The following is a 24,898-nucleotide window of genomic DNA, read 5'->3' as shown; positions in this document are numbered from 1 at the left end:
CTACCAAGCCGCCAGCGGCCTTTTACGCCGCACTCACCAACTGGGCGTAATACGTGGGCAGCGCAAACAGCGCGCCATGTACGGCAGGGTTGTAGTACTGCAAGTCTGCCACCGCGCGCGCTTGCAAACGCTGCTGCACCACCTGCGTGGAAATAGCCTGTGCATCCAAGGTATCGGAGCACACCGCCATCCCCCAGTACGCGCCGTACAAGGGAACATAAACGCCATAACAACGCACATGCTGGAACAGCCCGTGCAGGCGCTGGCTCAAGGTCTGCACTTGCTGGGGGTGAAAGACCGGGCTGCCCAGGTGCAGCACCAAGGCACCACCAGGCGCCAATACCCGCTGCATGCGCTGCAAGGCTGCGGTCTCGTACAAAGAGCCGGCCGGTGTATCGGGGTCAGTCAAATCCAGCATCAGCAAATCAAACTGCTCTGTCGTGTGGTCGATGAAGGCCATGCCATCGCCAATCTCCACATGCAGGCGGGGGTCCTCCCACACATTGCGGTGCACCGCTTCCAGCCCTGCTTTGCTGGCGGCAATCACCGCCTCATCCAACTCCGCCAGCACCACCCGCTCCAGGGTGCGGTGTTTGAGCAACTCCTCGGCCAGGCCGCCATCGCCGCCGCCAATGATCAACGCCTGCTTGGGGTGCGGGTGCGCAATCGCGGCGGGGTGCGCCATGCACTCATGGTAGAAAAACTCATCGCGCTCACTGGTCATGAAGCAGTTGTCCAGGCGCATCACGCGGCCAAAGCTGGGGGTGTCCATCATCTCCAGGGTTTGGTAGCGCGTTTGCTGGCGCTGCACATGGGTGGCCCGAAAACCGAAGGCGGCATCGGGCGTGAGTTGCTCCATCACCCACGGATATTGCCCCACGCCATCGGTCGCAATATCGCCGCGCCACAACTGCTGGCGCACCGCATGCCGGGGGGCATAAGCGGCAATCACCCCATCCAGCAACGCCTGCGCCTTGGGCGCGTTGTCGTCCGAGAAGTTGCACACATACACATCCAGGGTGACGTTGCCCGTCTCTGGCCAGGTGTGAATTGCCAGGTGCGACTCCGCCAGCAAGATCGTGCCCGTTACACCACCTGGGTGGCCCTGCCAGTCCGGGAATTTCACCCACTTGTCCCCCACCGAAGTGAGCCCCGCAAGCTCGGTGTGGTGTTGGCACAGTGACGCAATCGCATCGGCATCCAGCATCAATGCGCTATCGCCTGCGCATTGGTACAAATCGGCTGTCAGGTGCAAGCCTTGCATGGTGTTTTCCTCCCGGTAAGGCATGCGCCGGGGCGAAAAGCTTCCCCCACTGGCGCTGTTGTTTGATTAAGTTCCGCTTCATTGAAGAAAGGCAGACATCCTAATCAAAATACCGGACAACACCCACGAAACCGCATCGTTCCAGCGGTATATACACCGCATCTGCATCGAAATTCGCTATAGCATCAATAGCACCTACCAGCCACCACCCGAGAGTGACGTGGCTTGAAGCACCCTGCTGACACGGTGCGCGCAACCGCTACTGCGCAGCCACCTGCAATTGCACCAGGCTGTCGACCCAGCCATCGGCATCCACCGCCTGCACCGACTGCCCATGGTTATAGCCATAGGTCACCAGCACCACCGGGCACGCTGCTGCGCGGGCGGCCTGCGCATCATTGCTGGAGTCACCCACCATCAACGTGCGGGCGGGCGCGACGCCCAGCACCTCGCAGGTTTTCAGCAACGGCATAGGGTCGGGTTTTTTGCGAGGAAAAGAATCGCCGCCAAACACCTGCACGAACAAGCCGTCCAGCCCTTTGGCTGCCAGCAAGGGGCGCGTAAAAGACATGGGCTTGTTGGTCACGCAGGCCAAACGCAGCCCTGCATCTTTGAGCGCCTGCAAGCCCTCTTTCACGCCCACATACACGGCAGAGTGCGCGCCATTGATCGCGATGTAATGGTGCTCGTAGCGCGCCAGTGCCGTCGCAAACAGCGCCTGCACGGCCTCTTCCAAACCCTGCGCAGGGTGGCCCGACTGCGTCAACACATGGGCCAGCACACTGCGCAACAAATGCTCCGTGCCTTTGCCCACCATGTGTTCAACCTTGTTGGCGGGCAAGTTGGGCAGTTGCAGGTCAGCCAACATGCGGGTGATGGCTTCTGCGAAATCACCAATGGTGTCCACCATGGTGCCATCCAGGTCCACGATGGCTGCATCCACTTCGACGAATTTGCAGGTGGACCCTGCGGGAAATTGCACGCGCATAAACTTCAAATTCCATAGCTTCTAGCGCATAACTGGCAAGCGCTAGAGGCCAAAAACACTCAAAACCCACCGTGCTCTACGGCGGCCTATGGGGGCAGCTTGCCCTTGCCCGGCATTATCTCTACCGATAGCGGGCGGCCCCACCAACGGCAGGCGTAAAAAAAGCCTTCCCACACGCGGAGGGAAGGCTTGGCGGCTGGTGCTTGGAAGAAGGGCCTAGGCAGCGCCAGCGCTACTCACGCCCCGGCTCCCGCCACCGGCTGGTCTGTCATGCCGCCAAATTGGCACGCATCTGGTCTATCACGGCCTTGTAGTCCGGCTTGCCAAAAATCGCGCTACCGGCCACAAACGTGTCGGCACCGGCATTCGCCACCGCGCGGATATTGCCTTCCTTGATGCCGCCATCCACCTCCAACCGGATGTCTTTGCCGCAGGCATCAATACGCTTGCGAACGGCTTCGATCTTGCGCAAGGTGCTATCAATAAAGCTTTGCCCGCCAAAGCCGGGGTTCACGCTCATCAGCAAAATCAGATCCAGATCTTCAATCACCCAGTCCAGCACATCCAGCGGCATGGCAGGGTTGAAGGTCAAACCGGCTTTGACGCCGTGCGACTTGATGTTCTGGATGCTGCGGTGCACATGGGCCGAGGCATCGGGGTGAAAGCTGATGTAGTCAGCGCCGGCCTTGGCAAACGCGCTGGCCAGTTCGTCCACGGGCTGCACCATCAGGTGTACGTCGATGGGCACGGGGCGGCCGTCGGGGGTGACAGCATGGGGTTTGAGCGCCTGACACACCATGGGGCCAAAGGTCAAATTTGGCACGTAATGGTTGTCCATCACGTCAAAGTGAATCCAGTCTGCGCCAGCAGCAACAACGTTGCGAACTTCTTCGCCCAAACGGGCAAAGTCAGCTGACAAGATAGAGGGAGCGATGCGGTAGGTGGGGTTCATGAGGGGTAATTGTCGCAGTTACCATAGCCATATGCCGATGTATGAGTTTCTGATCCAAGCGCAAGCGCACTACGACGCCGAGCAATCCATGCCCCACCAGGGGCTGTATCGCTTCGCCTATACGATCACGATCACCAACAGCGGGCGCATGGCTGCCCAAATCATCGCGCGCCATTGGCTCATCACCGATGGCAACCAGACGCAGCAGGAAGTCCATGGCCTGGGCGTGGTGGGCCGTCAGCCTCTGCTGCAGCCCGGCGAGAGTTTTACCTATAGCAGTGCCTGCGAATTGCGTACCCCCCGAGGCCATATGCAAGGGCGCTATGTGTGCGTTAGCGAAGAGGGCGAAACTTTTGATGCACCCATCGCGCTGTTTGTGCTCGATGCCGACCACACTGGCGATAGCGCCGACGCCATTCCCCAGCCCTCCTCCCCCACATTGCACTGAATGCCAAGAAAAGCTCATGACCTGCCGCGCCTGCTCGCGGAATTGAATCCTGAGGCAGAGCTGGCAGAGCGCCATCTCTGGCTGATCCATGTGCTGGAGTGGATCGGCGCTGCAGAACCCTCTGTCGAGGTGGCTGTAGGCCGTGTCGACGCCTTGGTGCAAGCGATTGAGAGCAACAGCGAACTGCGCCAGCGCTTGCACGCGTGGTGGCTGGTTTTTATTGACCGCGTGGACATCACCACGCTGCTGGCCGATTTTGGGTTTGCCCCGCGCACGGCCATGATTACCGAGCTGTCAGAGCGCCTGCGCCACAAATTGCTGCCCGGTACGCCAGAGACCATCGACGCCTCAGAGCTGTTTTCCATTTCCATGCCGCGCGAGTTTGATGCGCGCTGGCTGGTGGCGTTGCCCGATGCTTTGCTGCAGCGCCTGGCCGCACTACTGGCGCCTGCCGACAGCCAAGGCGCCAGCTTCTGGCAACATGCCTTGCTCAATGCCATCACCTATTGCGCAGGACAAATTCTGGCCAATGGTTTTGCACCCGAGTTGCGCCTGCGCATGAGTGATGAAGCCCGCGACCAGCGCGCGTTTCATGACCTGATCCGCGATGTGGAAAGCCTGCGCGTGGAAGTGCTGCACGGCCTGCGCACCACCGAGCGCCTGGACGCCGCCGAAAAGCGCCTGCGCGAGCGCCTGGACGCCTGCCGCGCCGCCATTGGCACCGTGTACAACCACTTTGGCGATGACGGCATCTCCGTGGGACTGGTCTTCCGTGTGCGCCAGCTGCGCACGCGGATTGTGCGCATCCGCCAGCTGCTCGACTGCTTAACCTCCACGCACCCCGAGCAAGATGCCATGCGATTGCTGGCAGGCTTTGTCAGCGTCGGGCGTGAGCGGCGCAGCCTGCGCTCCTTGATTGCCAACAACACCTCGCTGCTGGCCGCCAAAGTGACCGAGCGCAGTGCCGAAACCGGTGAGCACTACATCACACGCAACAGCAAGGAATACCTGCAAATGCTGCGCCAAGCTGCGGGCGGTGGCTTGGTGATGTCGGTCACCACCATGGTCAAGTTTGGCCTGGCCGCCTTGGCGTTTTCGGCGTTTTGGGGTGGCTTTTGGGCGGGCATCAACTATGCCATCAGTTTTGTGCTGATTCAGTTGCTGCACTTCACCGTTGCCACCAAGCAGCCGGCCATGACGGCGCCCGCCATGGCCGCCAAGCTCAAAGACATCAACGAGCAAGGGGCTGTAGACAGCTTTGTCGACGAAGTGGCCAACCTGACGCGCACGCAAGTGGCGGCCATCTTGGGCAACGTACTCATCGTCTTTCCTGCCGCGCTGGGTTTGGCCTTGCTCTACCGCTACGCGTTTGGCAGCCCGCCGCTGGACACGGCGCATGCCACCCAAGTGCTGGACGCTTTGAGTTTGCTGGGCCCCTCACTGCTGTTTGCGGCGTTTACGGGCGTCTTGCTTTTCTTGAGCAGCCTGATTGCCGGCGGGGTGGAAAACTGGTTTGTGCTCAACCGCCTGGACTCGGCCATGCGCTACAACCCCGCCATCACGCGCCTGCTTGGCAACCAGCGTGCCAAGCGCTGGAGCATCTTCTGGCGCAACAATATTTCCGGGTTTGCCGCGAATATTTCGCTCGGTTTGATGCTGGGGCTTGCGCCGGCGATTGCAGGGTTTTTCGGCTTGGGCCTGGAGGTGCGACATGTCACACTGTCCTCCGGCCAATTGGGCGTTGCCGGAGCCACCTTCGGCTGGTCCGTCATCCATGACGACGCCTTCTGGTGGGCCGTGGCCATGCTGCCCTTCAACGGCGCCATCAATGTGATGGTGAGCTTTTATCTGGCATTCCGCATGGCATTGCGTGCGCACAATATCAATGGCGTAGAGCGTTCACGCATCTACGCGGCCATTCGCCACCGTCTACGCAAACGTCCTTTGAGCTTCTTCAAGCCTTAAGGCACTCAGGCGGTGCCCATCCAGCGCTTGCGCTGCTCCACCGCAAGGAGAGACCCTAAGGATGAAGGCATGACCGAAGATCCCAACTTCTGGGCCCAATGGCTCAAACCCTCTGCAGGTTTTGACACCTTGCACTGGTCACTGCTGCTGGCCGTGGCCTCGCTGGTCGGCTATTTGCTGCAGCGCCACCTCAACATGCCCAAGGTACTGGGCTATGCCGCCGTAGGCACCCTGGCAGGTTTTCTGGGCTTCAGCGCCACGGCCTGGCCCCTGCAAGGCCCCGCACTTTTTCTGCTGGAGCTGGGGGTTTCCATCGTGCTGTTTGAATGTGGCGGGCGCATTACGCTGCGCTGGTTCCGCCACAACCCGATGGTGCTGGTGCAAAGCCTGGCAGAAGCCGCGCTGACCTATGGCGCGGTGTATTTCACCTTGCGCTGGCTGGACGTGCCCGCCACCACGGCGACCCCGCTGGCGCTGATTGCCATGGCCGCGTCACCCGTGGTGCTGGCACGCGTGATCAATGACACGCGCGCCGTGGGCCCCGTCACCGATCGCGCCATGGTGCTGGCCACCCTTTCCACCCTGTATGCGCTGACCTTGGGCAGCGCCAAAGCCGAGATTTTTGCCCGCCCTGCCGCCTCGCTGTGGCAAGACATCACGCCGGTGCTGGTGGTGCTGGGCGTGTCCGTCGCGGTGGCCGCCTTGCTGTGCCTGGCCATGCGCCTGGCCTTGCAATGGATGAGCCCCACCAGCGAAAACACTTCCATCTTCATGCTGGCCTTGATTGCGGCGGCCACCGTCATTGCCGCACATTTGGGCGGCTCTGCACCGCTGGCGGCTTTGCTGGGCGGCATGCTGCTCAAACAGCTGCACCAGCGCCCCTGGGCTTGGCCGCGCCAGTTGGGCACCGCGTCTTCACTGCTGACCATGCTGATGTTCGTGCTGGTGTCCACCACGGCGGCGCAGGCGTCGTGGAGTGGTGCGATTGCCGTGGCCGTCATCGCTTTGGTCGTGGCGCGCTTGCTAGCCAAGTCTGTGGGTGTGGGACTGGGCAACATCGGCTCCGGTGCCAGCTGGCGACAAGCGGTGTGGGTGGCTTGTGCGATGACGCCGATGTCCGCCGTGGCCCTGCTCATCACGTCACGGTTTGCTCAGTCAGCGCCTGAAGCAGCGCAAGCGATTGCAGGCACGGCGCTGCCGGCCATCTTGCTGCTGGAGTTGCTGGGTGCCGTGCTGGCCACGCTGGCCTTGCGCCGCGCTGGTGAAGGCGCGGTGCATGCGGTCAGCACATCTCCCTCTCAAACCACCCACGGAGACTGAAAATGCCTTTGGAAGCCTTTCAACACTCCGAGCCGTTGACGCTGGGCGTTGAGCTGGAGTTGCAACTCGTCAACACCAACGACTACGACCTCGCCCCCTACGCCACCGACATGCTGCGCCTGATGGACAAATACCAGTTGCCCGGCAGTGTGGTGCCGGAGATGACGAGCAGCATGATCGAAATCTCCACCGGCATCTGCCGCAGCGCGGCCGAAGTGCTGGGCCAGCTCAGCCCCATTCGCGATGCGCTGGTCAAAAGCGCCGACAAGCTCAATATTGCCGTGGTGGGCGGCGGCACCCACCCGTTCCAGCAATGGCACCAACAGCGCATTTATGACAAAGCCCGCTTTCACGAGCTGTCTGCGCTGTACGGCTACCTGACCAAGCAGTTCACCATCTTCGGCCAGCACATCCACATCGGCTGCCCCGACGCCGATGCCGCCTTGCTGATGCTGCACCGCATGAGCCGCTACATCCCGCACTTTATTGCGCTGTCGGCCTCCAGCCCCTATGTGCAGGGGCAGGACACGGCGTTTGACTCGGCCCGGCTGAACTCGGTGTTTGCCTTTCCCCTGTCGGGCCGCGCACCCTGCGTGCTGACGTGGAAAGAATTTGAGGCGTACTTCGACAAAATGACCGCCACCGGCGTGGTCAAAAGCATGAAGGATTTTTACTGGGACATCCGCCCCAAGCCAGAGTTCGGCACCATTGAAATCCGCGTGTGCGACACCCCGCTGACCATCGAGCGCGCCGCCGCCCTGGCCGGTTACGTACAAGCGCTGGCCGCGTGGTTTCTGGACACCCAGCCCTTCACCCCCACCGAAGACGACTACCTGGTCTACACCTACAACCGCTTTCAAGCCTGCCGCTTTGGACTGGATGCGGTGTATGTGGAGCCTGGCAGCGGCCAGCACATGCCGCTGTCCGACCATATTTTGCAAACCATGGAGCACATCACGCCGTACGCCGCACGCTACGGCGCGGCCCCCGCACTGCAAGCGCTTCGCAATGATGTGGCAAACAGTCACAATGACGCACGTTGGCTGCGCGAACGCCAGGCCAAAGAACAGTTGCTGGGCGAAGTCAGCCGCCAGGCCTCACGGCGCTTCCGTGGAGAAGCCATTTAAACCTTACCAAAAGCATAGCTGCTTGCGCTTGTAGAACAATCACTTCAGCATCATTTGCACCTGAAATGCTTTAAACACAAGCGCCAACAGCTACTTTTTTTATCATGGGCGAATTCGAACTCATCCGCAAATTCTTCCAGCGTCCCGTGCACCGCTCGCCCTTGGGCGTGGGCGATGACTGCGCGCTGCTGGCCCCCGCCCCTGGCATGCAACTGGCCGTATCCACCGACATGTTGGTCGAAGGGCGCCACTTTTTTGCGGATGTGACCCCCCAGTTTCTGGGCCACAAGGCCTTGGCCGTCAACCTCAGCGACTTGGCCGCCATCGGCGCCAAGCCCCTGGCATTTACGCTGGCCTTATCGCTGCCGCGCGCAGACGCCAGCTGGTGCCAAGCCTTTGCCGACGGCCTGTTTGCGCTGGCCGGCCAGCACCAGTGCGAACTGGTGGGCGGCGACACCACCCAAGGCCCCCTCACCATCTGCATCACCGTGTTTGGCGAAGTGCCCGCAGGCCAAGCCCTGCTGCGCAGTGGCGCGCAAGTGCATGACGACATCTGGGTCAGCGGCAGCCTGGGTGATGCGCGCATTGCACTGGACGCATTGCTGCGCCAGCACGCGCTGCCGCCTGCCGTGCTGGCCCAGGCACGCCAGCGGCTGGAGCAACCCACCCCCCGTGTGGCTTTAGGGCTGGCGCTGCGCGGCATTGCCACCAGCTGCCTGGACATCAGCGACGGCCTGCTCGGTGATCTGAACCACATTCTGGAAGCCAGCCAGGTCGGCGCACGCATTGATGCCAACATCACCCGAGGCCTGATGCGCGCGCGCCGCCACCCCATGATGGCGGCCTTGGCCATGAGCCGCATCGACGCCTGTACCTTGGCCGGTGGCGATGACTATGAGTTGTGCTTTACCGCCCCCTCCGACGCACAAGCTGCCGTGCGCGAGGCCGCCGCCCAGGCGGGCGTGCCCGTGACCTGCATCGGCCGCATCGAAGCCGAGCGCGGTGTGCGCGTCATGGCGCCCGGCGGCCAGCAACTGCCGCTGCGCTTTGCCGGGTTTGAGCACTTCGCCTGAGGCGCGCAGCACGCACCGCCCCACCCCGCATCTTCTCGACTTCTACAATTCCAGCCATGGAACCCATTACCGATGTGCAGCCCAAGCGCTTCACAGACCGCGCTGCCGCCAGCGACGGCTCCACTGCCTCAGCCACGCCCACCGCGCCCGTGCGCCCCTCCGTGCGCTTCATGCTGCAGCACCCCGCCCACCTCATCGCTTTGGGCTTTGGCTCGGGCCTGGGCCGCGTTGCCCCCGGCACCGTGGGCACGCTATGGGCCTGGCTGGCCTTCTTGGTGCTGCAGCTGTGGCTGACACCTGCACAAATGGGTGGGCTGATTGCCACCAGCCTGTTGGCAGGCTGGTGGGCCTGCACCGTGACGGCCCGCCACCTGCGTGTGGCCGACCCGGGCCACATCGTCTGGGATGAAGTGGTCGCCATGTGGATCGTGCTCTGGCTGACCATGCCGATGGGCTTTTGGGGTCAGCTGGTGGCCTTTGCCCTGTTCCGCTTTTTTGATGCCGTGAAGCCCGAACCCGTGAAATGGGCCGACCGTCTGTTCAAAGGCTTTGGCCCCCGGGGGGGCTGGGGCATCATGTTCGACGACCTGGTCGCCGCGTTTTGCACCCTGATGGTCATGGCGCTGTGGCGCCACTTCTTTGGCTGACTACAACACCGATGCGATGACGGATACCACCGCCTTGTCCCTGCGTGCAATGACCGCACAACTGGCAGCTGAACTCCAGCAACGCGGCTGGACGATGGCTACCGCCGAAAGCTGCACCGGCGGCATGCTGGCCGCCGCCTGCACCGATCTGCCCGGCTCCAGCACCTGGTTTGACCGTGGGTTTGTGACGTACTCGAACGCCGCCAAGACAGAAATGCTGGGCGTGCCTGCCGCATTGATTGCAGCGCATGGCGCGGTCAGCCAAGAGGTGGCGCAAGCGATGGCCGCCGGCGCACTGGCACATTCGCACGCACAGGTGAGCATTGCCACCACAGGCATTGCAGGGCCCGGGGGTGCTACGGCCGGCAAACCGGTGGGAGCGGTGTGGATCGCCTGGAAATACCAGCAGCACTGCCACGCCCAGCTGTTTCATTTCAGCGGTAGCCGCGAGGCAATCCGCGCACAAGCGGTGCACTGTGGGTTGCAAAAAATAACTGCCTTGCTCACCGCGCAATAAACCCACTGGGCCCCTGCGCGCCGCCGCTCTATGACGCAGCGCATACGGGCAGCCACTTGCCCATCCCGCCACGAAGGAAGGCTGTCACAGTCCATCAAAGGTGCTGGCAGTCAGAAAGTCCGCCGCTTAGTAACAAGTTGTTCAGACGCCGTTGCGCCATTCCCATGCTGCGCACCCGCAGCAATCGGGCTTTAACGCACCCCCACACTCGTAAAAAGCCCCCTGACAGCAGGTGTGCGCACTGATTCCGCATAAAATTTTCAACTTTGGCATCTGGCGCTGACAGGCGAAAATGCCTTTTTCGTACACCCTCGACTGTTCGTTGAAAGTACCTACATGTCTCTCGCGTCCGTGCTTTCCATGCTCGTCCATCGAAACAATCCATTACATCTCGCTCGCCCTGTTACAACTGCAGGAATGATTTGTGCGTTGGCGTTCACTGTGGGCAGCGCATGGGCGCAGCCATCGCCGACTACAGAAGTGGCCAAGCTGCTGGAGCAGGGCAAACTCTCCGAAGCCGCCCAACGGGCACAAAACCACCTCAAGCAAAACGCCAACGATGTGCAAATGCGTTTTTTGCAAGGTGTGATTGCCACGGAGCAGCGCAAGTACGACCAAGCCATTCAGATATTCACCGCGCTCACCCAGGACTATCCCGGGCTGCCTGAGCCGTATAACAACCTGGCGGTGGTGTACGCGGCCAAGGGCGAAGAGCGCAAAGCCGCCCAAGTGCTCGAGCAGGCCATTCGCACCAACCCCAGCTATGCCACCGCGCATGAGAATTTGGGCGACTTGTATGCTCGCATGGCCAGCGATGCCTATGCCAAAGCACTGCAGCTGGATGGCAGTGGCAAAGCGATGCAGCCCAAGCTGTCGCTGATCAAACAGATTTTCCCAGCCGCCGCATCAACTGCAACCGCGAAGGCCACGGCGATTGCTTCTGCAGCACCTGCCGAAATTGCCGCTGCACCGGTGGCGGCACCCGCCGCGCCGGCACGGACTCCCGCCGAAAAGCCCGTAGCCGCGCCCACATCGGCCGCATCCGCCCCTGTGGTGGTGACTGCGGCAGCACCGGCGGCAGAGGCCAAACCGGCACCTGTCGCCAAGCCTGCAGAGCCTCCCAAGGACAAAGAAGCGGCCAAACCTGCAGAGCAGCCCGTCAAAGCCAAAGAAACTGCCCAGCCAGACAGCCAGCAACATGCCGTGGCAGCGGTAGAAAAAGCGGTGCTGGCATGGGCCAAAGCATGGGAGCAGCAAAACATGGCGGCTTACTACGCGGCCTACAGCAACCACTTTGACCCCCAAGGCGGCACCCTGGCTGCGTGGAAGGCTGAGCGCAAAGACCGCATCGTGGGCAAGCCCGCCATCACGGTGGAGGTGCGAGACCTGAAGGTCTCCGTGCATGGCGAACGGGCCACTGCCAACTTCCGCCAGTACTACGCGGCAGGCAGCTACAAGGCAACCACCCGCAAAACCCTGCGTCTGCAGCAAGAAGGGGATAAGTGGCGCATCACCCGAGAGGAAACGGGCCGCTAATGTTTCGCACTACCAACCGCTGCGCTACGGCGCTGCTATCGCTGGCGGTATTCACCAGCAGCCTGGCGTGGAGCACGCTCAGCCATGCTGAGACCGAGCAAGCGCGCGCCGAAAAACGTCTGGTGGAAATCCTGGCGCAAATTGAGCGCCGGGAAATCAACGAAGCGTTTCGCGCCGTCACTGAGCTGACCGAAGAAGTCCCCAACTTCCGCGCTGCCCAACTGCTGTATGCCGATATGCTGCGCCTACGCACCGGCGCCACACCAATGGGCGAGCAACTGGCCCACGCTCAGGCCACACCCAGCAAGCGCAACATGGGCGTCGCCGATCAGGACATTGCCCCGCCGGAGTTTTACAAGGGCCTGAAAAACGAGCTACAGCGCCGCCGCCAAGCAGCGATTGATCTGCCGCCCCCGGGCATGGTGCCCAGCAACCTGATGCACCTGGGCAGCTCGGTGCGCCACGTGATTGCGGTGGACACCAGCAAGTCACGCCTGTATGTGTTCTCCAACGGCCCCAAAGGGCTGGAGGTGGTGAGCAATTTCTACGTCACGGTGGGCCGCAACGGCGTCAACAAACGCGTAGAAGGCGACCAGCGCACCCCACTCGGCGTGTATTTTGTTGGCCGTCAGATCCCCAGTGAAAAGCTGCCTGAGCTGTATGGCAAAGGCGCGCTCACAGTGAACTACCCCAATGACTGGGATCGCTTCTTGGGTCGCACCGGCAGCGGTATCTGGCTGCACGGTGTGCCTTCCGACCAGTTCGCCCGGGTGCCGCAAGCCAGCGATGGCTGCGTGGTGCTGTCCAACCCGGACATTGCGTTTTTGATGGCGTCGATTGACCGCCGCACCCCCGTGCTGATTACCGAGAAGCTGCACTGGGTAACGCCGCAGTGGACCATGAAGCAGCACCAGCAAGACAATTTCAAAAAAGAAATTGACCGCTGGCAAACCGCTTGGCGCCAAGGCGATACGCAGAGCCTGAACCAGCTCTACAGCGCCGAGCTGGCGGCTGCAGATGCTTTGGAAAAGCGCCGTGGCCGTTTGGCCAGCGTGGGCCCACTGTCCAAGCTGTCGGTGGAAGACATGTCGGTCTACAACTGGCAAGAAGACGCCGGAGAGATCCGCATCGTGAATTTGCACGTGGCTAAGAATGCATCCACCACGGTGCGCCAGTACTGGCGCAAACAAGGCGGTCACTGGCAAATTTTTGCGGAAGATCTGCTGAGCTAGGCATCGCTCCAGGCAACGCTGCCTGCTCTACTCACCCCACACACAACAAAGCCCGCAACTGCGGGCTTTGTGTTGTACCGGCCTCAGAAAGCCGCACGCTGTGCCGCGCGTTGCCTCAGGTCTTCATGCGCTGCACCAGACGCTGGCTTTGCGCATCCATGCCCACCAGCTCCACGGTGCAGCCATGCTGATGCAGGCGCTGCACCACTTTATCCAGCGCACCAATCGCTGTGATATCCCAAAAGTGTGCGGCACTCACATCGATACGCACGGGCAGCCCCGCAACGGCGCGCACATCAAACTGATCGACCAGGGCATCGGCAGAGGCGAAAAATACCTGGCCGCTGACCCGCCATGTGCGCATGCCCGTCTGCGCATCATCTTCGTAGGTGACGTTCAACATGTGCGCCACCTTGAAGGTAAAGAACACCCCAGACAGCAGCACCCCGGCAATCACCCCCGCCGCCAGGTTGTGCGTGGCCACGGTGATGACCACGGTGGCCAGCATCACGGCGCTGGACAAGCGCGGGTAGCGCACCATATTGCCCAGCGATTTCCAGTCAAAGGTTGATGCCGACACCATCACCATGATGGCCACCAGCGCCATCACCGGCACCTGCGACACCCAATCTTTCAGCGCCACCATCAGCACCAACAAAAACACCCCGGCAAACAGCGTGGACAAGCGCCCGCGCCCGCCGTATTTCACATTGCCCACGGCCTGGCCGATCATGCCGCAGCCAGCAATGCCGCCAAACACGCTGGATGCCATATTGGCCATGCCCAGGCCTGTGCACTCGCGGTTTTTGTCGCTGGGGGTGTTGGTCATCTCATCGACCACGGCCGCCGTCAGCACCGACTCCAGCAAGCCCACCATGGCAATCGCCAAAGCAGGCAACAAAATGATGCGCAGGGTGTCGATGCTGGCTGGCACCTCGGGCAGGCCAAACAGCGGCAAGGCATCGGGCAGCTTGCCCAAATCCGCCACCGTGGCCACGGGCAGGCCCAGCCACGATGCCAGCACGGTCAGCAACACCACACAAATCAGCGGGGATGGGATGGCGGTGAGCGCTTTTAACTGCCAACGCTGCCCCAGCCACGGCAAGCCGTAAATGATGAGCAGCCCCAGCGCCAGCATGCCCCAGGTGGCGCCATTGGCATGGTGCAAATGCGGCAGCTGCGCCGCAAAAATCATGATGGCCAGCGCGTTCACAAACCCGGTGCGCACCGAGCTGGAGACAAAGCGCATCAGCACGCCCATCTTGCAAAGGCCAAAGACAATTTGCATCGCCCCCGCCAGCAAACCAGCCGCAAACAGGTACTGAATGCCGTGCGAGGCTACCAGGGGCGCGGCCACCAGCGCCACCGAGCCCGCAGCCGCCGACACCATGGCCGGGCGCCCGCCAAACACGGCAATCACGATGCTGATGACGAACGAGGCAAACAGTCCCACCGATGGGTCCACGCCCGCCACAAAGGAAAAGGCAATCACTTCCGGAATCAGCGCAAACGTGGCAACGGCACCCGCCAGCAATTCACGTGGAATGCTGGGCGCCCATTCCGCGCGCAGGCGGGTTAACAAAGGCAAAGACATACAGACAGGCGAGGTTCAACGTGCAGGTGCGTGATGGTAGAGCTTTCCTTCACGGCACGCACAACAACAAAAAAGGAGCTGCTTGCGCTGATGAAACAATGTTTTCAGGTCCTTATGGCTCCGAAAACAAAGAAACACCAGCGCTAACAGCTCCTGTTTCTGAACAGGTGCAAGCACCGTTTCAGCAGAACTTCGCCGCGCAACCGCTCAATGCAGCGAAGCCCTTGTCACTTTTCAGTTACGCGCCGCAGCACTTCTTGAACTTCTTGCCGCTGCCGCAGCTGCAAGGGTCATTGCGGCCAGGCTGTTCGCCCTTGACCACGGCCTCCACGCGGGGGCCCATGCTGCGCCACAGCTGGCGCAGGTCGTACACGGCCCACACGGCTTCGCCAAACGCGTCCAAACGCTCTTGGCTGGTGGATGCAGGGCCGTCTTCGTCATACAGGTTCAGCGTGGCTTCACCGTCGTCGTCTTCGGTCAGGTTGACGATGAATTCCATGGCGGCATCCAACCACTGTGCGGCTTCCTTGTCGCGGGGGGCAGCCCATTCTTCGGCCCAGTTTTCCACCACAAACATAAAGCCCAGTGCCCAGACCTGGCCCAGCGAAGGCACTTCTTCGTCTTCCAGTTCAGCGCGCTCGGCTTCGGGCAGCATCAGCAACGCACCGCGGGTGTCCATCACTTCAGGCTGGAATGCGGCCTGGTCTTCCAGCGACTTGATTTCGGTGTCCAGCTGCGCGCGCACTTCGTCCATGCGCAGCGCCACCAACTCCAGGAAGCGCGCTTGCTGGGCTTCGCTGTCAAAGGCTTCCAGCTTGGGCAGCGGCTGGCCTTCGGCCACTTCCAGCGCCTCGCCGTCACCCAGCAGCATGGGCAGCCACTCGGCCGTGGGAATGTCGCGGCGTGTGCAGATCAGTGCGGTCAAAAAGCCGTCACAGAACTCCCACTGGGGGATTTCTTCGGCGCGCTCGCGCATGGCTTCCAGCATGTTGTCCAGCTCTTCCAGCATCTCGGTGCTCAGCGCGGTTTCAACTTCGGGGGCGTCAGTTTGGTGGTTTTCCATAGCGTAGGGGTGTGTAAGTTAGCGGGCTGCCAGCCCATGTACGAATTCGGCGGTCTCCTGCATGGCGGTGCTGCCGTCATTCGCACAATTGGTGCAAAGGGGCGGGACTGCATGCTTGGCGCATGCGTGGCCGATAGCAGGCAGTGTAGCCCGCAGGCCAAGCCCGTGTCTGCTACACAGGAGTTGTCTGCATAACCCGTTCCTGGTACCTTTTCCCCGTGCGCTACAAGGCGCGGACGCTGTATATAGCGGCCTGATTGCCGCGCTGGCCTGGCACCGCCGGATGGGCCGCCCAATGTGTGCAAGATGTACGGGGAGCGTGTCTGTGCGCACAGCGTTCCAATCTCTCCTGCGCCACTCAAGCCTTCCTCAGCCGCAGCCAAGGAACAAGGCACAATCGCCAGATTGCCCGCAACACCCCCAGGTCTTGCGGCCCTGCGTGTATTGACTGATGTGCCTGTGCCTGCTTCCAACGCTTCCATTGACTACGCCGCCTTCCTCCACGCCCATGTGCTGAGCCAACCGCACAGCGTGATGCGCTATGACCAAGCTGGCGAAACCCTGTGGGTCAAGCGCGCCGGGGCACTCAACCCCAGCTGGCGTTATCGCGTACTCGGTGCATTGGCCAAAGCGTTCAAGATGCCCGTGCTCAGTCCCGTGCCCAACCCCGGGGGCAAGGTGGCCGTTGCCACCGAGGTGCGGCGCCTACAAGACTTTGCCGCGCGCGGCCTGCGCGCACCCGAGGTGCTGGCGGTGTCCGAAGATGGCTTTGTGATGCGCCACCTGGGCGCACCCGGCGAGCGCACGCCCAGCCTGAGCGACGAGATGGAAGAGGGCATCGCCCGGGGTGCCAACGCCGTGCTGGCGCACTGGAAGCAAGGCCTGCAGGCGATTAGCAAAGTTCACAAAGCAGGCACCACCCTCAGCCAGGCCTTTGCCCGCAATTTAGTGCGCTGCCCCGACGGGGTGATTGGCTATATCGACTTTGAAGACGACCCCACGGCCCACCTGCCCCTACCCGTGTGCCAGGTGCGCGATGCGCTGTGTTATGCCCATTCCACCGCGTGGATGCTGGAGCGCGCCGGTGCCCTGCCGGAAGCGCGCAAACACTGGAAGGCGTGGGTGCACACCTTGCCGCCCGAAGCACGCCAGGTGCTGCATGCGTCCATCGCCCGCCTGGCATGGGCCCAACGCTTGCCGATGGACCGCAAGCTGGGGCGCGACGGGCAGCGCATCCGCATGGCGTTTGAGTTGCTGCGCGCCGGCCTGTAAGCACCGCATCATTTCATAGCTGGCAGCGCTTGCTGCATCAGCGTTAGCGCCCTAAAACACCATAAAAAATGCCCTGCATTGCAGGGCATTTTGGTCAGCAAGGGCCAGCAGACAGGGCGGCATGCCCCCCAGTCTGCGCCAGCGCTTAGGCTTTCACAGGCTCCAGCGCGGGCAACTCCTGGCCATCCAGCACGGCGTTCAGGCGCTCCATATCCACGCCCTTTTCCCAGCGCGACACGACCACCGTGGCGACGGCATTGCCAATGAAATTGGTCAGCGAGCGGCATTCGGACATAAAGCGGTCCACGCCCAAAATCAGCGCCATACCGGCCACGGGCACTTCCGGCACCACGGCCAGCGTCGCTGCCAGGGTGATAAAGCCGGCACCGGTCACACCGGCCGCGCCCTTAGACGACAGCATGGCCACCAGCAGCAGCGCAATTTGGTGACCCAGTGTCAGCTCGGTATTGGTAGCCTGGGCAATGAACAGCGCCGCCAGCGTCATGTAGATGTTGGTGCCGTCCAGGTTGAACGAATAACCGGTGGGCACCACCAGACCAACCACCGACTTCTTGCAGCCTGCATGCTCCATCTTGTGCATTAGCGAAGGCAGTGCCGACTCGGACGACGAAGTGCCCAGCACCAGCAGCAGCTCTTCCTTGAGGTAGCGGATCAGCTTGATCACCGAGAAACCGCAGGCACGGGCCACAGCGCCCAGCACCACCAGCACGAAGATGGCGGAGGTGATGTAGAAAGTCATCACCAGCTCGACCAGGTTCAGCAGCGAACCCAGACCAAACTTGCCGATGGTGAAAGCCATGGCACCGAAAGCGCCGATGGGGGCAGCCTTCATGACAATGTTCACCAGCTTGAACACGGGCTTTTGCAGTGCTTCAAAGAAGTTCAGGATGGGCTTGCCAGCTTCACCTGTCATGGCCAGCGACACACCAAACAGCACCGCCACCAGCAGCACCTGCAGGATGTTGTCGCCAATGAAGGGGCTGATCAGCGTCTTGGGGATGATGTCCATCACAAAGCCGGTCAGCGTCATGTCGTGCGACTTGGCCACGTAGCCCTTCACGGCCGTCTGGTCCAGATCGGCGGGGTTGATGTTCATGCCAGCGCCAGGCTGGAACACATTGGCCACGATCAGGCCCACGACCAGCGCCAGGGTCGAGAAGGTCAGGAAGTACGCCATGGCCTTGCCGAACACACGGCCCACGGTGCTCAGTTGGGTCATGCCCGCAATACCGGTGACGATGGTCAGGAAAATCACCGGCGCGATGATCATCTTGATCAACTTGATGAACGCATCGCCAAAAGGCTTCATGGCTGCGCCGTATTCGGGCTCAAAGTAGCCCAGCAACACGCCGATGATGATGGCAAACACCACTTGGAAATACAGCTGGCGATAGAACGGCAGCTTGAGCTTGGCAATAGCTTCGGCAGGAACGGCTTGCATACAAAATCTTCCGGAGAAATCCAAAGATGAATGCACCACACAGGTGCGACTGCCGGGTTTGTACTGCGCAGCCACCAAACTGCCGATAACCTATTGGTATTAGATGGCGCCGCTCACTAGGGAAACATGCCGTTCTCTACGTAGAAATACGAATCTGCACACTCTTGGCACAAGCCCGGCTGCAGGCAAATTGCCGCGATCACGGGCACACTGAAGGGATGTTTCCAAACCTTCGCCGCAGCCCCGCCTGGACCGTTGTCATCCTGATTGCAGGCATGCTGCTGAGCATGCTCAGCGTCGGCTGGCTGACGTGGCGCCAGGCACTGCTGAGCGAAAGCGAAGTCTTCCAACGCCAGCTCGCCGTTCGCGCACAGGCGCTGACCCAGCGCGTAGACCGCTACCGCACCCTGCCCGAGGTCCTGTCGCTCGACCCGGAGTTGCGGGCCGCGTTGCAGCGCCCGCTCAACCACTACGACGTGGACTACCTCAACCGCAAGCTGGAGCGCGCCAACGGCGCCAGCCAGTCATCCACCCTCACACTCATCAACCGTTCGGGCATTGCCGTGGCCGCCAGCAACTGGCGCGAGGCGCGCAACAACGTGGGGGAAGACTACAACTACCGCCCCTACGTGCGAGACGCCTTGGCCACCGGCAAGGGGCGCTTTTATGGGATTGGCACCACCACGGGCTTGCCGGGCTACTTTCTTTCACAAGCGATTTACGACGAAAACGGCGCAACCATTGGCCTGATCGCAATCAAGATTGCCTTGCAGGAGCTGGAGCGCCAGTGGCCCCGCACCACCGACATGGTGGTGGTGTCAGACAAGCATGGTGTCATCTTCCTGACCAGCCGCGAGGCCTGGCGCTATCGCCTGCTGTACCCGCTCACCCCGCAGGCCGAAGCCGAGCTGGTGGCCACGCGCCAGTACCAGTCAGAAACGCTGTCGCCGCTCAATTTCAAGGTCAGCAAGACCTTGGATAACGGCAGCCGCCTGGTCAATATTGACGACCCCGAACTCCCCCGCCGCATGCTGCTGCAAAGCATAGACCTGCCCAACAGCAACTGGAGAATGCACTTGCTGCACGACACCAGCTCCAGCGCCACCACCAGTTGGTGGGCAGCGGCGGCGGCGGCGGGGCTGTGGCTGGCCGGCGGCCTGCTGGTGCTGTTTGTGCGCCAGCGCCAGCGCATTGCACGCTTGCGCCTGCGCAGCCGCCAAGAGCTGGAGACGGTACTCAAGCAGCATGCGCAAGAGCTGCGCACGGCCCAAGACGGCATCGTGCAAGCCGCGCAGCAGGCCGACACTGGCCTGTCACGCAGTCTGGAGCACCTGCCCCAAGGCGTAGTCATCATCGATGCCAACCTGAATCTGGTGGCGTGGAACTCCCGCTACCTGCAGCTGTTTCGCTACCCTTCGGAGCTGATCTATGTGGGCGCCCCGATTGAGGCCCTGCTGCGCCACAACGCCAAGCGCGGCCTGCTCGGCGATGCGCCCATGGAAGTGGCCATTCAACGCCGCCTGGGCCATTTGCGCAGCGGCAAACCGCATCTGCACGAAAGCGAAAAAGGCGACGGCACGGTGCTGGAAATTCGCGGCAACCCCTTGCCTGATGGCGGCTTTGTCACCAGCTACGCCGACATCACCAGCTACAAAAATGCCGCGCGCGAGCTGCGTTCGCTGGCCGATGCGCTGGAGCAGCGCGTGGCCGAGCGCACCCGCGATCTGGAAGCCGCGCGCCAAGAGGCCGAGCAAGCCAACCGCTACAAAACCCGGTTTGTGAACGCGGCCGTGCACGACTTGCTGCAACCGCTGAATGCCGCACGCATGTACACCAGCTTGCTGCCCAGCCACGTGCACGACGAGGCCGGGCGCCACGTGGCCGAGAGCATTGACGCGGCGCTGGCCTCGCAAGACGCCATCCTCACCAGCATGCTGGACATTGCGCGCATGGAGTCGGGCCAGCTGGAGGTGCATGTGCGTGACTTCGCACTGGATTCTCTGCTGCACGTGGTGCACAACAACTTCTCCATGCTGGCAGACAGCGAAGGCTTGCAGCTGCGCACCCGCTCCAGCCGCTATGTGGTGCGCAGTGACGAGGCTTTGCTCCGCCGCATCCTGCAAAACTTTGTCTCCAACGCCATTCGCTACAGCCGCAAGGGCCGCATCGTGGTGGGCTGCCGCCGCGTGGGGGCACAGGTACGCATTGAGGTGCATGACCAAGGCCCGGGCATTGCGCCCAGCCTGCAGCGCGAAATCTTTGAGGAGTTTCGCCGCCTGGATGAAGGCCATGCCGATGACCGCGGCACCGGCCTGGGGCTGGCGATTGTGGAGCGGCTGGGTAAGTTGCTGGGCCACGAGATTGGCCTGCGCTCCACGCTGGGCAAAGGCAGCGTGTTTTGGGTGACTGTGCCGCTGGGCGATGCCGCTGCGCTGCAGCCCGCCGTGCGCCCCAGCGCCCCAACGCGGCAGGACGATGCGCCGCTGCAAGGCGGCGTGGCGTGGTACATCGAAGATGACCCGCAAACCTGCGCCGCTACGCGCGCGCTGCTGGAGCGCTGGGGCTGCGCCGTGCCCTTTGCAGGTGGCCCGCATGAGGCCCTGCAGCGCGCCCACCCCGGCAACGCGCCCCAGCTGGTGCTACTGGATGTGCACCTGGGCAAACAGCTGTATGGCCCCGACATCTACGCCCAGTTGTGCGAACGCTGGGGGCAGACACCACCGGTGATCTTGCTCACCGCCGAGCGCGATGCCTCGCTGCGCCGCCAGGCGGCCGAACGGGGTTGGGGCTTTTTGGCCAAACCGGTGCGCCCGCCAGCACTGCGCGCCTTGCTGAGCCAGACCTTGCTGCGCATTCGCGAAGGCTAGGCTTTGCATCCGCTTGGCCTGATGTGTGAAGCCCCGGTCATACGACCCAGCCCAGCAAAACTGAAGGCAGCGTGGCGGCTGAAGGCCTGAAAGCTTTGGCGCAGGGACTGTAAGCACGGCGAAAAACGACGTCTCAGGGGCCGTGTGATCAGCGCCTACTGATACAAGCCAAATTGGCAGCCAGCGCTTATGCAGCAAGCGCTAGCTGCTATCTTTTCAGAATCACCCCACCCCACGGGCCGCTGGCACGATCGTGCGGGCCGCAACCGCTTCGCACAGCAGCATCCACCCAGCGCACAAACCCGGTTGAATGCACCCGCGCTAGCGGCCACCCCCAGTCCAATTCACCGCCCGTGTCAGCGCCGCAGCACTCTCATCCGTTAAATCATCTAGTTTGTCCCTACGTTGTTCATGACCTCCCGAAACACTGCCCTTGACCAGATCAAGGCCGTGGCATGCCTGCTGATTGTGTGCCACCACCTCGCGTTCTATGGCCCCATGTCCGATGCCCTGCACCCCGCTTTTGGGGGGCTGCTGGCGTGGCTGGATGAATACGCCCGCATGGCGGTGCAGGTGTTTCTGGTGCTGGGCGGCTACTTTGCAGCAGCTGCGCTGGCGCCCCAGGGCGTGGGCAGACACCCGCAGTTCTGGCCTGTGCTGAGCAAGCGCTTTGTGCGCTTGAGCCTGCCCTACAGCGCTGCGCTGGTGGTGGCGATTGTGGTGAACGAAACCGTGCGTGGCATGGGGTTTGAGCACGACTCTGTCTCTGCCACGCCCACCTGGGCCAGCGTGATCGCCCACTTGCTGCTGCTGCACAGCGTGGCAGATTTTGAGTCGATTTCTGCGGGCGTTTGGTATGTGGCCATCGACTTTCAGCTGTATGCGCTGTGCCTGCTGTGGCTGTGGCTGTGCAAGCAGGGCAGCCGCTGGGCAGGCTGGGGGCAAGCAGGCATCACCGCCGGCACGGCCGCATCGCTGTGGGTGTGGAACCTGAACCCCGATCTGGACATCTGGGCCGTGTACTTCATGGGTGCCTACGGGCTGGGCATGATGGCCTGGTGGGCCACGCACAGCGAACAGCGCGCGCAGCGCATGCTGTGGGTGGCTCTGATCGCCGCCCTCACGCTGGCCGCACTGGGCATGGAATGGCGTGACCGTATTGCGCTGGCAGGCGGCAGCGCCCTGCTGCTGGCCATTGGCGGCAATGTGCACTGGCGCGAAGCGGTGCGCACGTGGCAGCTCCCACCCCTGGTATGGATGGGCCAGCGCTCGTACTCCATCTTCTTGATTCATTTCCCCATGTGTTTGCTGGTGAGTGCCGAAGTCCACACCCATTGGCCCGACAGCATGGCCGCCAACAGCCTGGGCATGGTGGCCGCCGTGCTGCTGTCAATCAGCGCCGGGGCCGTGCTGTATGCGTGGACGGAACGCAGCACCGCAACCTGGCAACGCCTGCGCCACTGGCATGTCGGCGTGCTCTCCACCGGCTTGATGGCCACCCTGTTGCAGTGGATGTAGGGCATTTTTCCATTCCCAAATAGCTAGCTCCCTGCGCTTGCTGGATCAGCGTTAGCCAGCTATTTGACACACAATCTGGGGAAACGCCACGGCCTGCCGCGCAGGCTGCAAAAGCCTTTTCAGTCCCTCCGGCGGCACCGCCGCAACCCCTGCGCGCCTGCCGTGGAAAGTGCTTTCTGGCGCCCTGGCAATCGCTGCAACGCAAAGAGGTTTTCAACCGGCCAGCGCCACGCGGGGGGGTCAGAGATCGCTGTCGTTTTCCAGGCTTTTAACCAGCACCGCCGCCTGCGTGCGTGAATAGCACTCCAGCTTTTTCAAAATCGCCGTCACATGCACTTTGACGGTGTTCTCGGCCAGCCCCAGCTCGTGCGCAATTTGCTTGTTCAGCAAACCATCGGCCAGGCACAGCAGCACGCGAAACTGCTGCGGCGTGAGCTGCGCCAGCCGCGCAGCCAAGTCGGCATCGGCCTCGGAGCGCTCCGCCGCCATCGGCGGAAACCAGCTGCCCCCTTCCAGCACCGCCTCAATCGCCCCGGCAATATCTTCTGCCGGCGCAGATTTGGGGATAAAACCTGCAGCACCAAATTGCTGGGCACGGCGAATCACGCGGGGGTGGTCATTGGAAGAGATGATGACCACGGGAATTTCTGGATATTCCCCGCGCACATGCAGCAAGGTGGAAAAGCCCCGCGCACCGGGCATGGTCAGGTCCAGCAGTACCAACTCCACCTCCGGGTGCTCTTGCAAAGTGCTGCTGACCGTAGCAGCACTGGCCGCCTCCAGCGTGTGAAACTGTGCAAACCGCTCACGCAGCACGTGCAGCACCGCAGCACGGAACAAGGGGTGGTCGTCGGCAACAAGCAAGGTAGGAGGAGGCATGGTGGGCAAGTCTGCCACGCCACCGCGCCGAGCGCTTTGCACCCTGGCAAAGTCAATGCGCACCCACCAACAAAAATGCCCTACAGCCATTGCTGGAGGGCACTTCCTACTGCGATTTTTGACAGCCCGCAGGGGCTGCGATCAGCACCAATTACTGGTTGGCGATTTCCAAATGGGCAGCGCGTGCTTCTTGGATGAATTCGATCAGGGAGTTGATGGCTTGACGCATGACAGTGCTTTCTGTGTACGAGATGCCTAGCAAGGTGTTGCAGGCAGGCATCTCAACTGCACCGCAACTACGCGTTAACCTCTAAGTGATAACCCGTAGACGTAAGTATAAACCACATGATTATTTTTTGCACAGCCATTCTTTGCCGACGCTGTGGTTTATGCGTCAATGCCATCCGCTGGGTATGAAACGCTGCCCCAAAGCTTGGCGCTGCACGCCTTGCTGGGATATCTCGCGCGCCACCAAGGCATGCAAATGGATGCTGCGGTCTTGCACCAACTCCGCCAGCGGCAGCACATATGCCGTCTGCTCCGGCGCAAAAGCCACGGCGCGCAAAAAGCCGATGGGCACAAAACTGCGTTGCGTCCCGTTGCTCAGCAGCAGGTAGGGCTGCAACACGCCATCGGGCTTCCAGAAGTCCAGCACGCGATAGGCCATATCAGGGGCAAAACGCTGCAACAAGCTTGCAGTGCCGGGAACGACACCGATGGCTTGTACGCAGACATACAGGGCAGATTCGATATTGAGCATGCCATCCACTCCTTGGCGCCAGTCACAGACAGAGCAACGAGTGTGCGACAGGGCGCCAGCGCTGTGTTGGGAGGCTTCACCAAATGCGCCACGGTCTGACACAGCCGCCTACAAAACGCCGATCAGCGGTATCGATCTGCGCGCTGAGGCAACCGGTCAGCCGCTGGACTGCGGCGGATGCCCATCGGGCGGCAAAGGCTGGGGGCCTTTGTCTGGCTCCACGGGTTGGGGGCGTGTCACGTGGCAAAACATCGCATTTCCTCCAGACTCAAGCACAGGCATACAGTGTCGCGCGTTCTTTGCGCAACGGGAGTGGCAGGCACTGCATTCCAGCCCCGCTCCTACACACAGGCTGATGCTCCCCACCACTCTTTCTGCCCAGATGGCGTGAACTGAACCGCCCCGGGTTTTGAG

General features: G+C 61.9%; 21 protein-coding genes. 12 read left to right on the top strand and 9 right to left on the bottom strand.

Features of this window, described 5'->3' with window-relative positions; all coding sequences use genetic code 11:
* Positions 1 to 22: 22 nt before the first annotated feature.
* The 3 genes from speE to rpe form a co-directional block, all read right to left on the bottom strand.
* A complete protein-coding gene (speE, locus tag B3R00_RS03880) occupies positions 23 to 1,264 on the bottom strand; it encodes a polyamine aminopropyltransferase (protein WP_286997561.1) in 1,242 nt (413 codons plus the stop codon).
* Between the two features lie 259 nt (positions 1,265 to 1,523).
* The gene (locus B3R00_RS03875) at positions 1,524 to 2,252 is read right to left on the bottom strand and encodes a phosphoglycolate phosphatase (RefSeq protein WP_286997559.1); all 729 of its coding nucleotides are present in this window, start codon (positions 2,250 to 2,252) and stop codon (positions 1,524 to 1,526) included.
* Positions 2,253 to 2,520: 268 nt separating this feature from the next.
* Positions 2,521 to 3,204, bottom strand: a complete 684-nt coding sequence (rpe, locus tag B3R00_RS03870) for a ribulose-phosphate 3-epimerase (protein ID WP_286997558.1) — start codon at positions 3,202 to 3,204, stop codon at positions 2,521 to 2,523.
* A 31-nt stretch (positions 3,205 to 3,235) separates the two neighbouring features.
* Between rpe and apaG the strand changes: the two genes are divergently transcribed.
* The 9 genes from apaG (at position 3,236) to B3R00_RS03825 (ending at position 13,069) form a co-directional block, all read left to right on the top strand.
* Positions 3,236 to 3,652, top strand: coding sequence for a Co2+/Mg2+ efflux protein ApaG (gene apaG, locus B3R00_RS03865; protein WP_219163066.1), 417 nt, complete (start codon positions 3,236 to 3,238; stop codon positions 3,650 to 3,652).
* A complete protein-coding gene (locus B3R00_RS03860) occupies positions 3,653 to 5,617 on the top strand; it encodes a site-specific recombinase (RefSeq protein ID WP_284213802.1) in 1,965 nt (654 codons plus the stop codon). It abuts the gene before it with no gap.
* Between the two features lie 69 nt (positions 5,618 to 5,686).
* Positions 5,687 to 6,937, top strand: a complete 1,251-nt coding sequence (locus B3R00_RS03855; protein WP_286997556.1) for a cation:proton antiporter — start codon at positions 5,687 to 5,689, stop codon at positions 6,935 to 6,937.
* A gap of 2 nt (positions 6,938 to 6,939) precedes the next feature.
* Positions 6,940 to 8,064 carry a YbdK family carboxylate-amine ligase gene (locus B3R00_RS03850; protein WP_284213803.1) on the top strand — a complete coding sequence of 375 codons (1,125 nt, stop codon included), beginning with the start codon at positions 6,940 to 6,942 and terminating at the stop codon, positions 8,062 to 8,064.
* Positions 8,065 to 8,168: 104 nt separating this feature from the next.
* Positions 8,169 to 9,137, top strand: a complete 969-nt coding sequence (thiL, locus tag B3R00_RS03845) for a thiamine-phosphate kinase (protein ID WP_286997554.1) — start codon at positions 8,169 to 8,171, stop codon at positions 9,135 to 9,137.
* 170 nt (positions 9,138 to 9,307) lie between these two features.
* Positions 9,308 to 9,784: a phosphatidylglycerophosphatase A family protein gene (locus tag B3R00_RS03840; RefSeq protein WP_286997706.1), complete on the top strand. Its 477-nt coding sequence runs from the start codon at positions 9,308 to 9,310 to the stop codon at positions 9,782 to 9,784.
* Positions 9,785 to 9,800: 16 nt separating this feature from the next.
* Positions 9,801 to 10,301, top strand: coding sequence for a CinA family protein (locus B3R00_RS03835; protein ID WP_286997704.1), 501 nt, complete (start codon positions 9,801 to 9,803; stop codon positions 10,299 to 10,301).
* A gap of 429 nt (positions 10,302 to 10,730) precedes the next feature.
* On the top strand, positions 10,731 to 11,837 hold the full coding sequence (locus B3R00_RS03830; RefSeq protein ID WP_286997553.1) for a YybH family protein: 1,107 nt from the start codon (positions 10,731 to 10,733) through the stop codon (positions 11,835 to 11,837).
* Positions 11,837 to 13,069 (top strand): L,D-transpeptidase family protein, encoded by a 1,233-nt coding sequence (locus tag B3R00_RS03825; RefSeq protein WP_286997552.1) that lies wholly within the window; start codon positions 11,837 to 11,839, stop codon positions 13,067 to 13,069. The genes B3R00_RS03830 and B3R00_RS03825 overlap by 1 nt, the downstream gene beginning before the upstream one ends.
* A 115-nt stretch (positions 13,070 to 13,184) precedes the next feature.
* On the opposite strand, the gene B3R00_RS03820 is transcribed toward B3R00_RS03825, so the two are convergent.
* On the bottom strand, positions 13,185 to 14,663 hold the full coding sequence (locus B3R00_RS03820; RefSeq protein WP_286997550.1) for a SulP family inorganic anion transporter: 1,479 nt from the start codon (positions 14,661 to 14,663) through the stop codon (positions 13,185 to 13,187).
* Positions 14,664 to 14,901: 238 nt separating this feature from the next.
* Positions 14,902 to 15,726, bottom strand: coding sequence for a UPF0149 family protein (locus B3R00_RS03815; RefSeq protein ID WP_286997549.1), 825 nt, complete (start codon positions 15,724 to 15,726; stop codon positions 14,902 to 14,904).
* 459 nt (positions 15,727 to 16,185) lie between these two features.
* Here B3R00_RS03815 and B3R00_RS03810 point away from each other — a divergent pair, with 459 nt between their 5' ends.
* Positions 16,186 to 16,998: a hypothetical protein gene (locus tag B3R00_RS03810; protein ID WP_286997548.1), complete on the top strand. Its 813-nt coding sequence runs from the start codon at positions 16,186 to 16,188 to the stop codon at positions 16,996 to 16,998.
* A 145-nt stretch (positions 16,999 to 17,143) separates the two neighbouring features.
* Here B3R00_RS03810 and B3R00_RS03805 read toward each other — a convergent pair whose 3' ends face one another.
* Positions 17,144 to 18,460, bottom strand: a complete 1,317-nt coding sequence (locus B3R00_RS03805; protein WP_286997547.1) for a dicarboxylate/amino acid:cation symporter — start codon at positions 18,458 to 18,460, stop codon at positions 17,144 to 17,146.
* 218 nt (positions 18,461 to 18,678) lie between these two features.
* Here B3R00_RS03805 and B3R00_RS03800 point away from each other — a divergent pair, with 218 nt between their 5' ends.
* Together B3R00_RS03800 and B3R00_RS03795 are read left to right on the top strand one after the other, a co-directional pair.
* Positions 18,679 to 21,327 carry a hybrid sensor histidine kinase/response regulator gene (locus B3R00_RS03800; protein ID WP_286997546.1) on the top strand — a complete coding sequence of 883 codons (2,649 nt, stop codon included), beginning with the start codon at positions 18,679 to 18,681 and terminating at the stop codon, positions 21,325 to 21,327.
* 411 nt (positions 21,328 to 21,738) lie between these two features.
* Positions 21,739 to 22,845, top strand: coding sequence for an acyltransferase family protein (locus B3R00_RS03795; protein ID WP_286997545.1), 1,107 nt, complete (start codon positions 21,739 to 21,741; stop codon positions 22,843 to 22,845).
* A gap of 240 nt (positions 22,846 to 23,085) precedes the next feature.
* Here the strand turns inward: B3R00_RS03795 and B3R00_RS03790 are convergent, their stop codons facing one another.
* The 3 genes from B3R00_RS03790 to B3R00_RS03780 all read right to left on the bottom strand — a co-directional run bounded on the left by B3R00_RS03790 (position 23,086) and on the right by B3R00_RS03780 (position 24,484).
* The gene (locus B3R00_RS03790; protein ID WP_284213811.1) at positions 23,086 to 23,724 is read right to left on the bottom strand and encodes a response regulator; all 639 of its coding nucleotides are present in this window, start codon (positions 23,722 to 23,724) and stop codon (positions 23,086 to 23,088) included.
* Between the two features lie 151 nt (positions 23,725 to 23,875).
* Positions 23,876 to 24,004: a hypothetical protein gene (locus B3R00_RS03785; RefSeq protein ID WP_257469127.1), complete on the bottom strand. Its 129-nt coding sequence runs from the start codon at positions 24,002 to 24,004 to the stop codon at positions 23,876 to 23,878.
* Between the two features lie 114 nt (positions 24,005 to 24,118).
* Positions 24,119 to 24,484 carry a hypothetical protein gene (locus B3R00_RS03780; RefSeq protein ID WP_286997542.1) on the bottom strand — a complete coding sequence of 122 codons (366 nt, stop codon included), beginning with the start codon at positions 24,482 to 24,484 and terminating at the stop codon, positions 24,119 to 24,121.
* Between the last annotated feature and the right edge of the window lie 414 nt (positions 24,485 to 24,898).

The organism is Comamonas sp. UBA7840 (assembly GCF_002501455.1).
GTDB classification, from domain to species: domain Bacteria; phylum Pseudomonadota; class Gammaproteobacteria; order Burkholderiales; family Burkholderiaceae_C; genus Comamonas; species Comamonas jiangduensis.
Note: the sequence above shows the minus strand (reverse complement) of the source record. Positions and strands in the feature narration are given on the sequence as shown.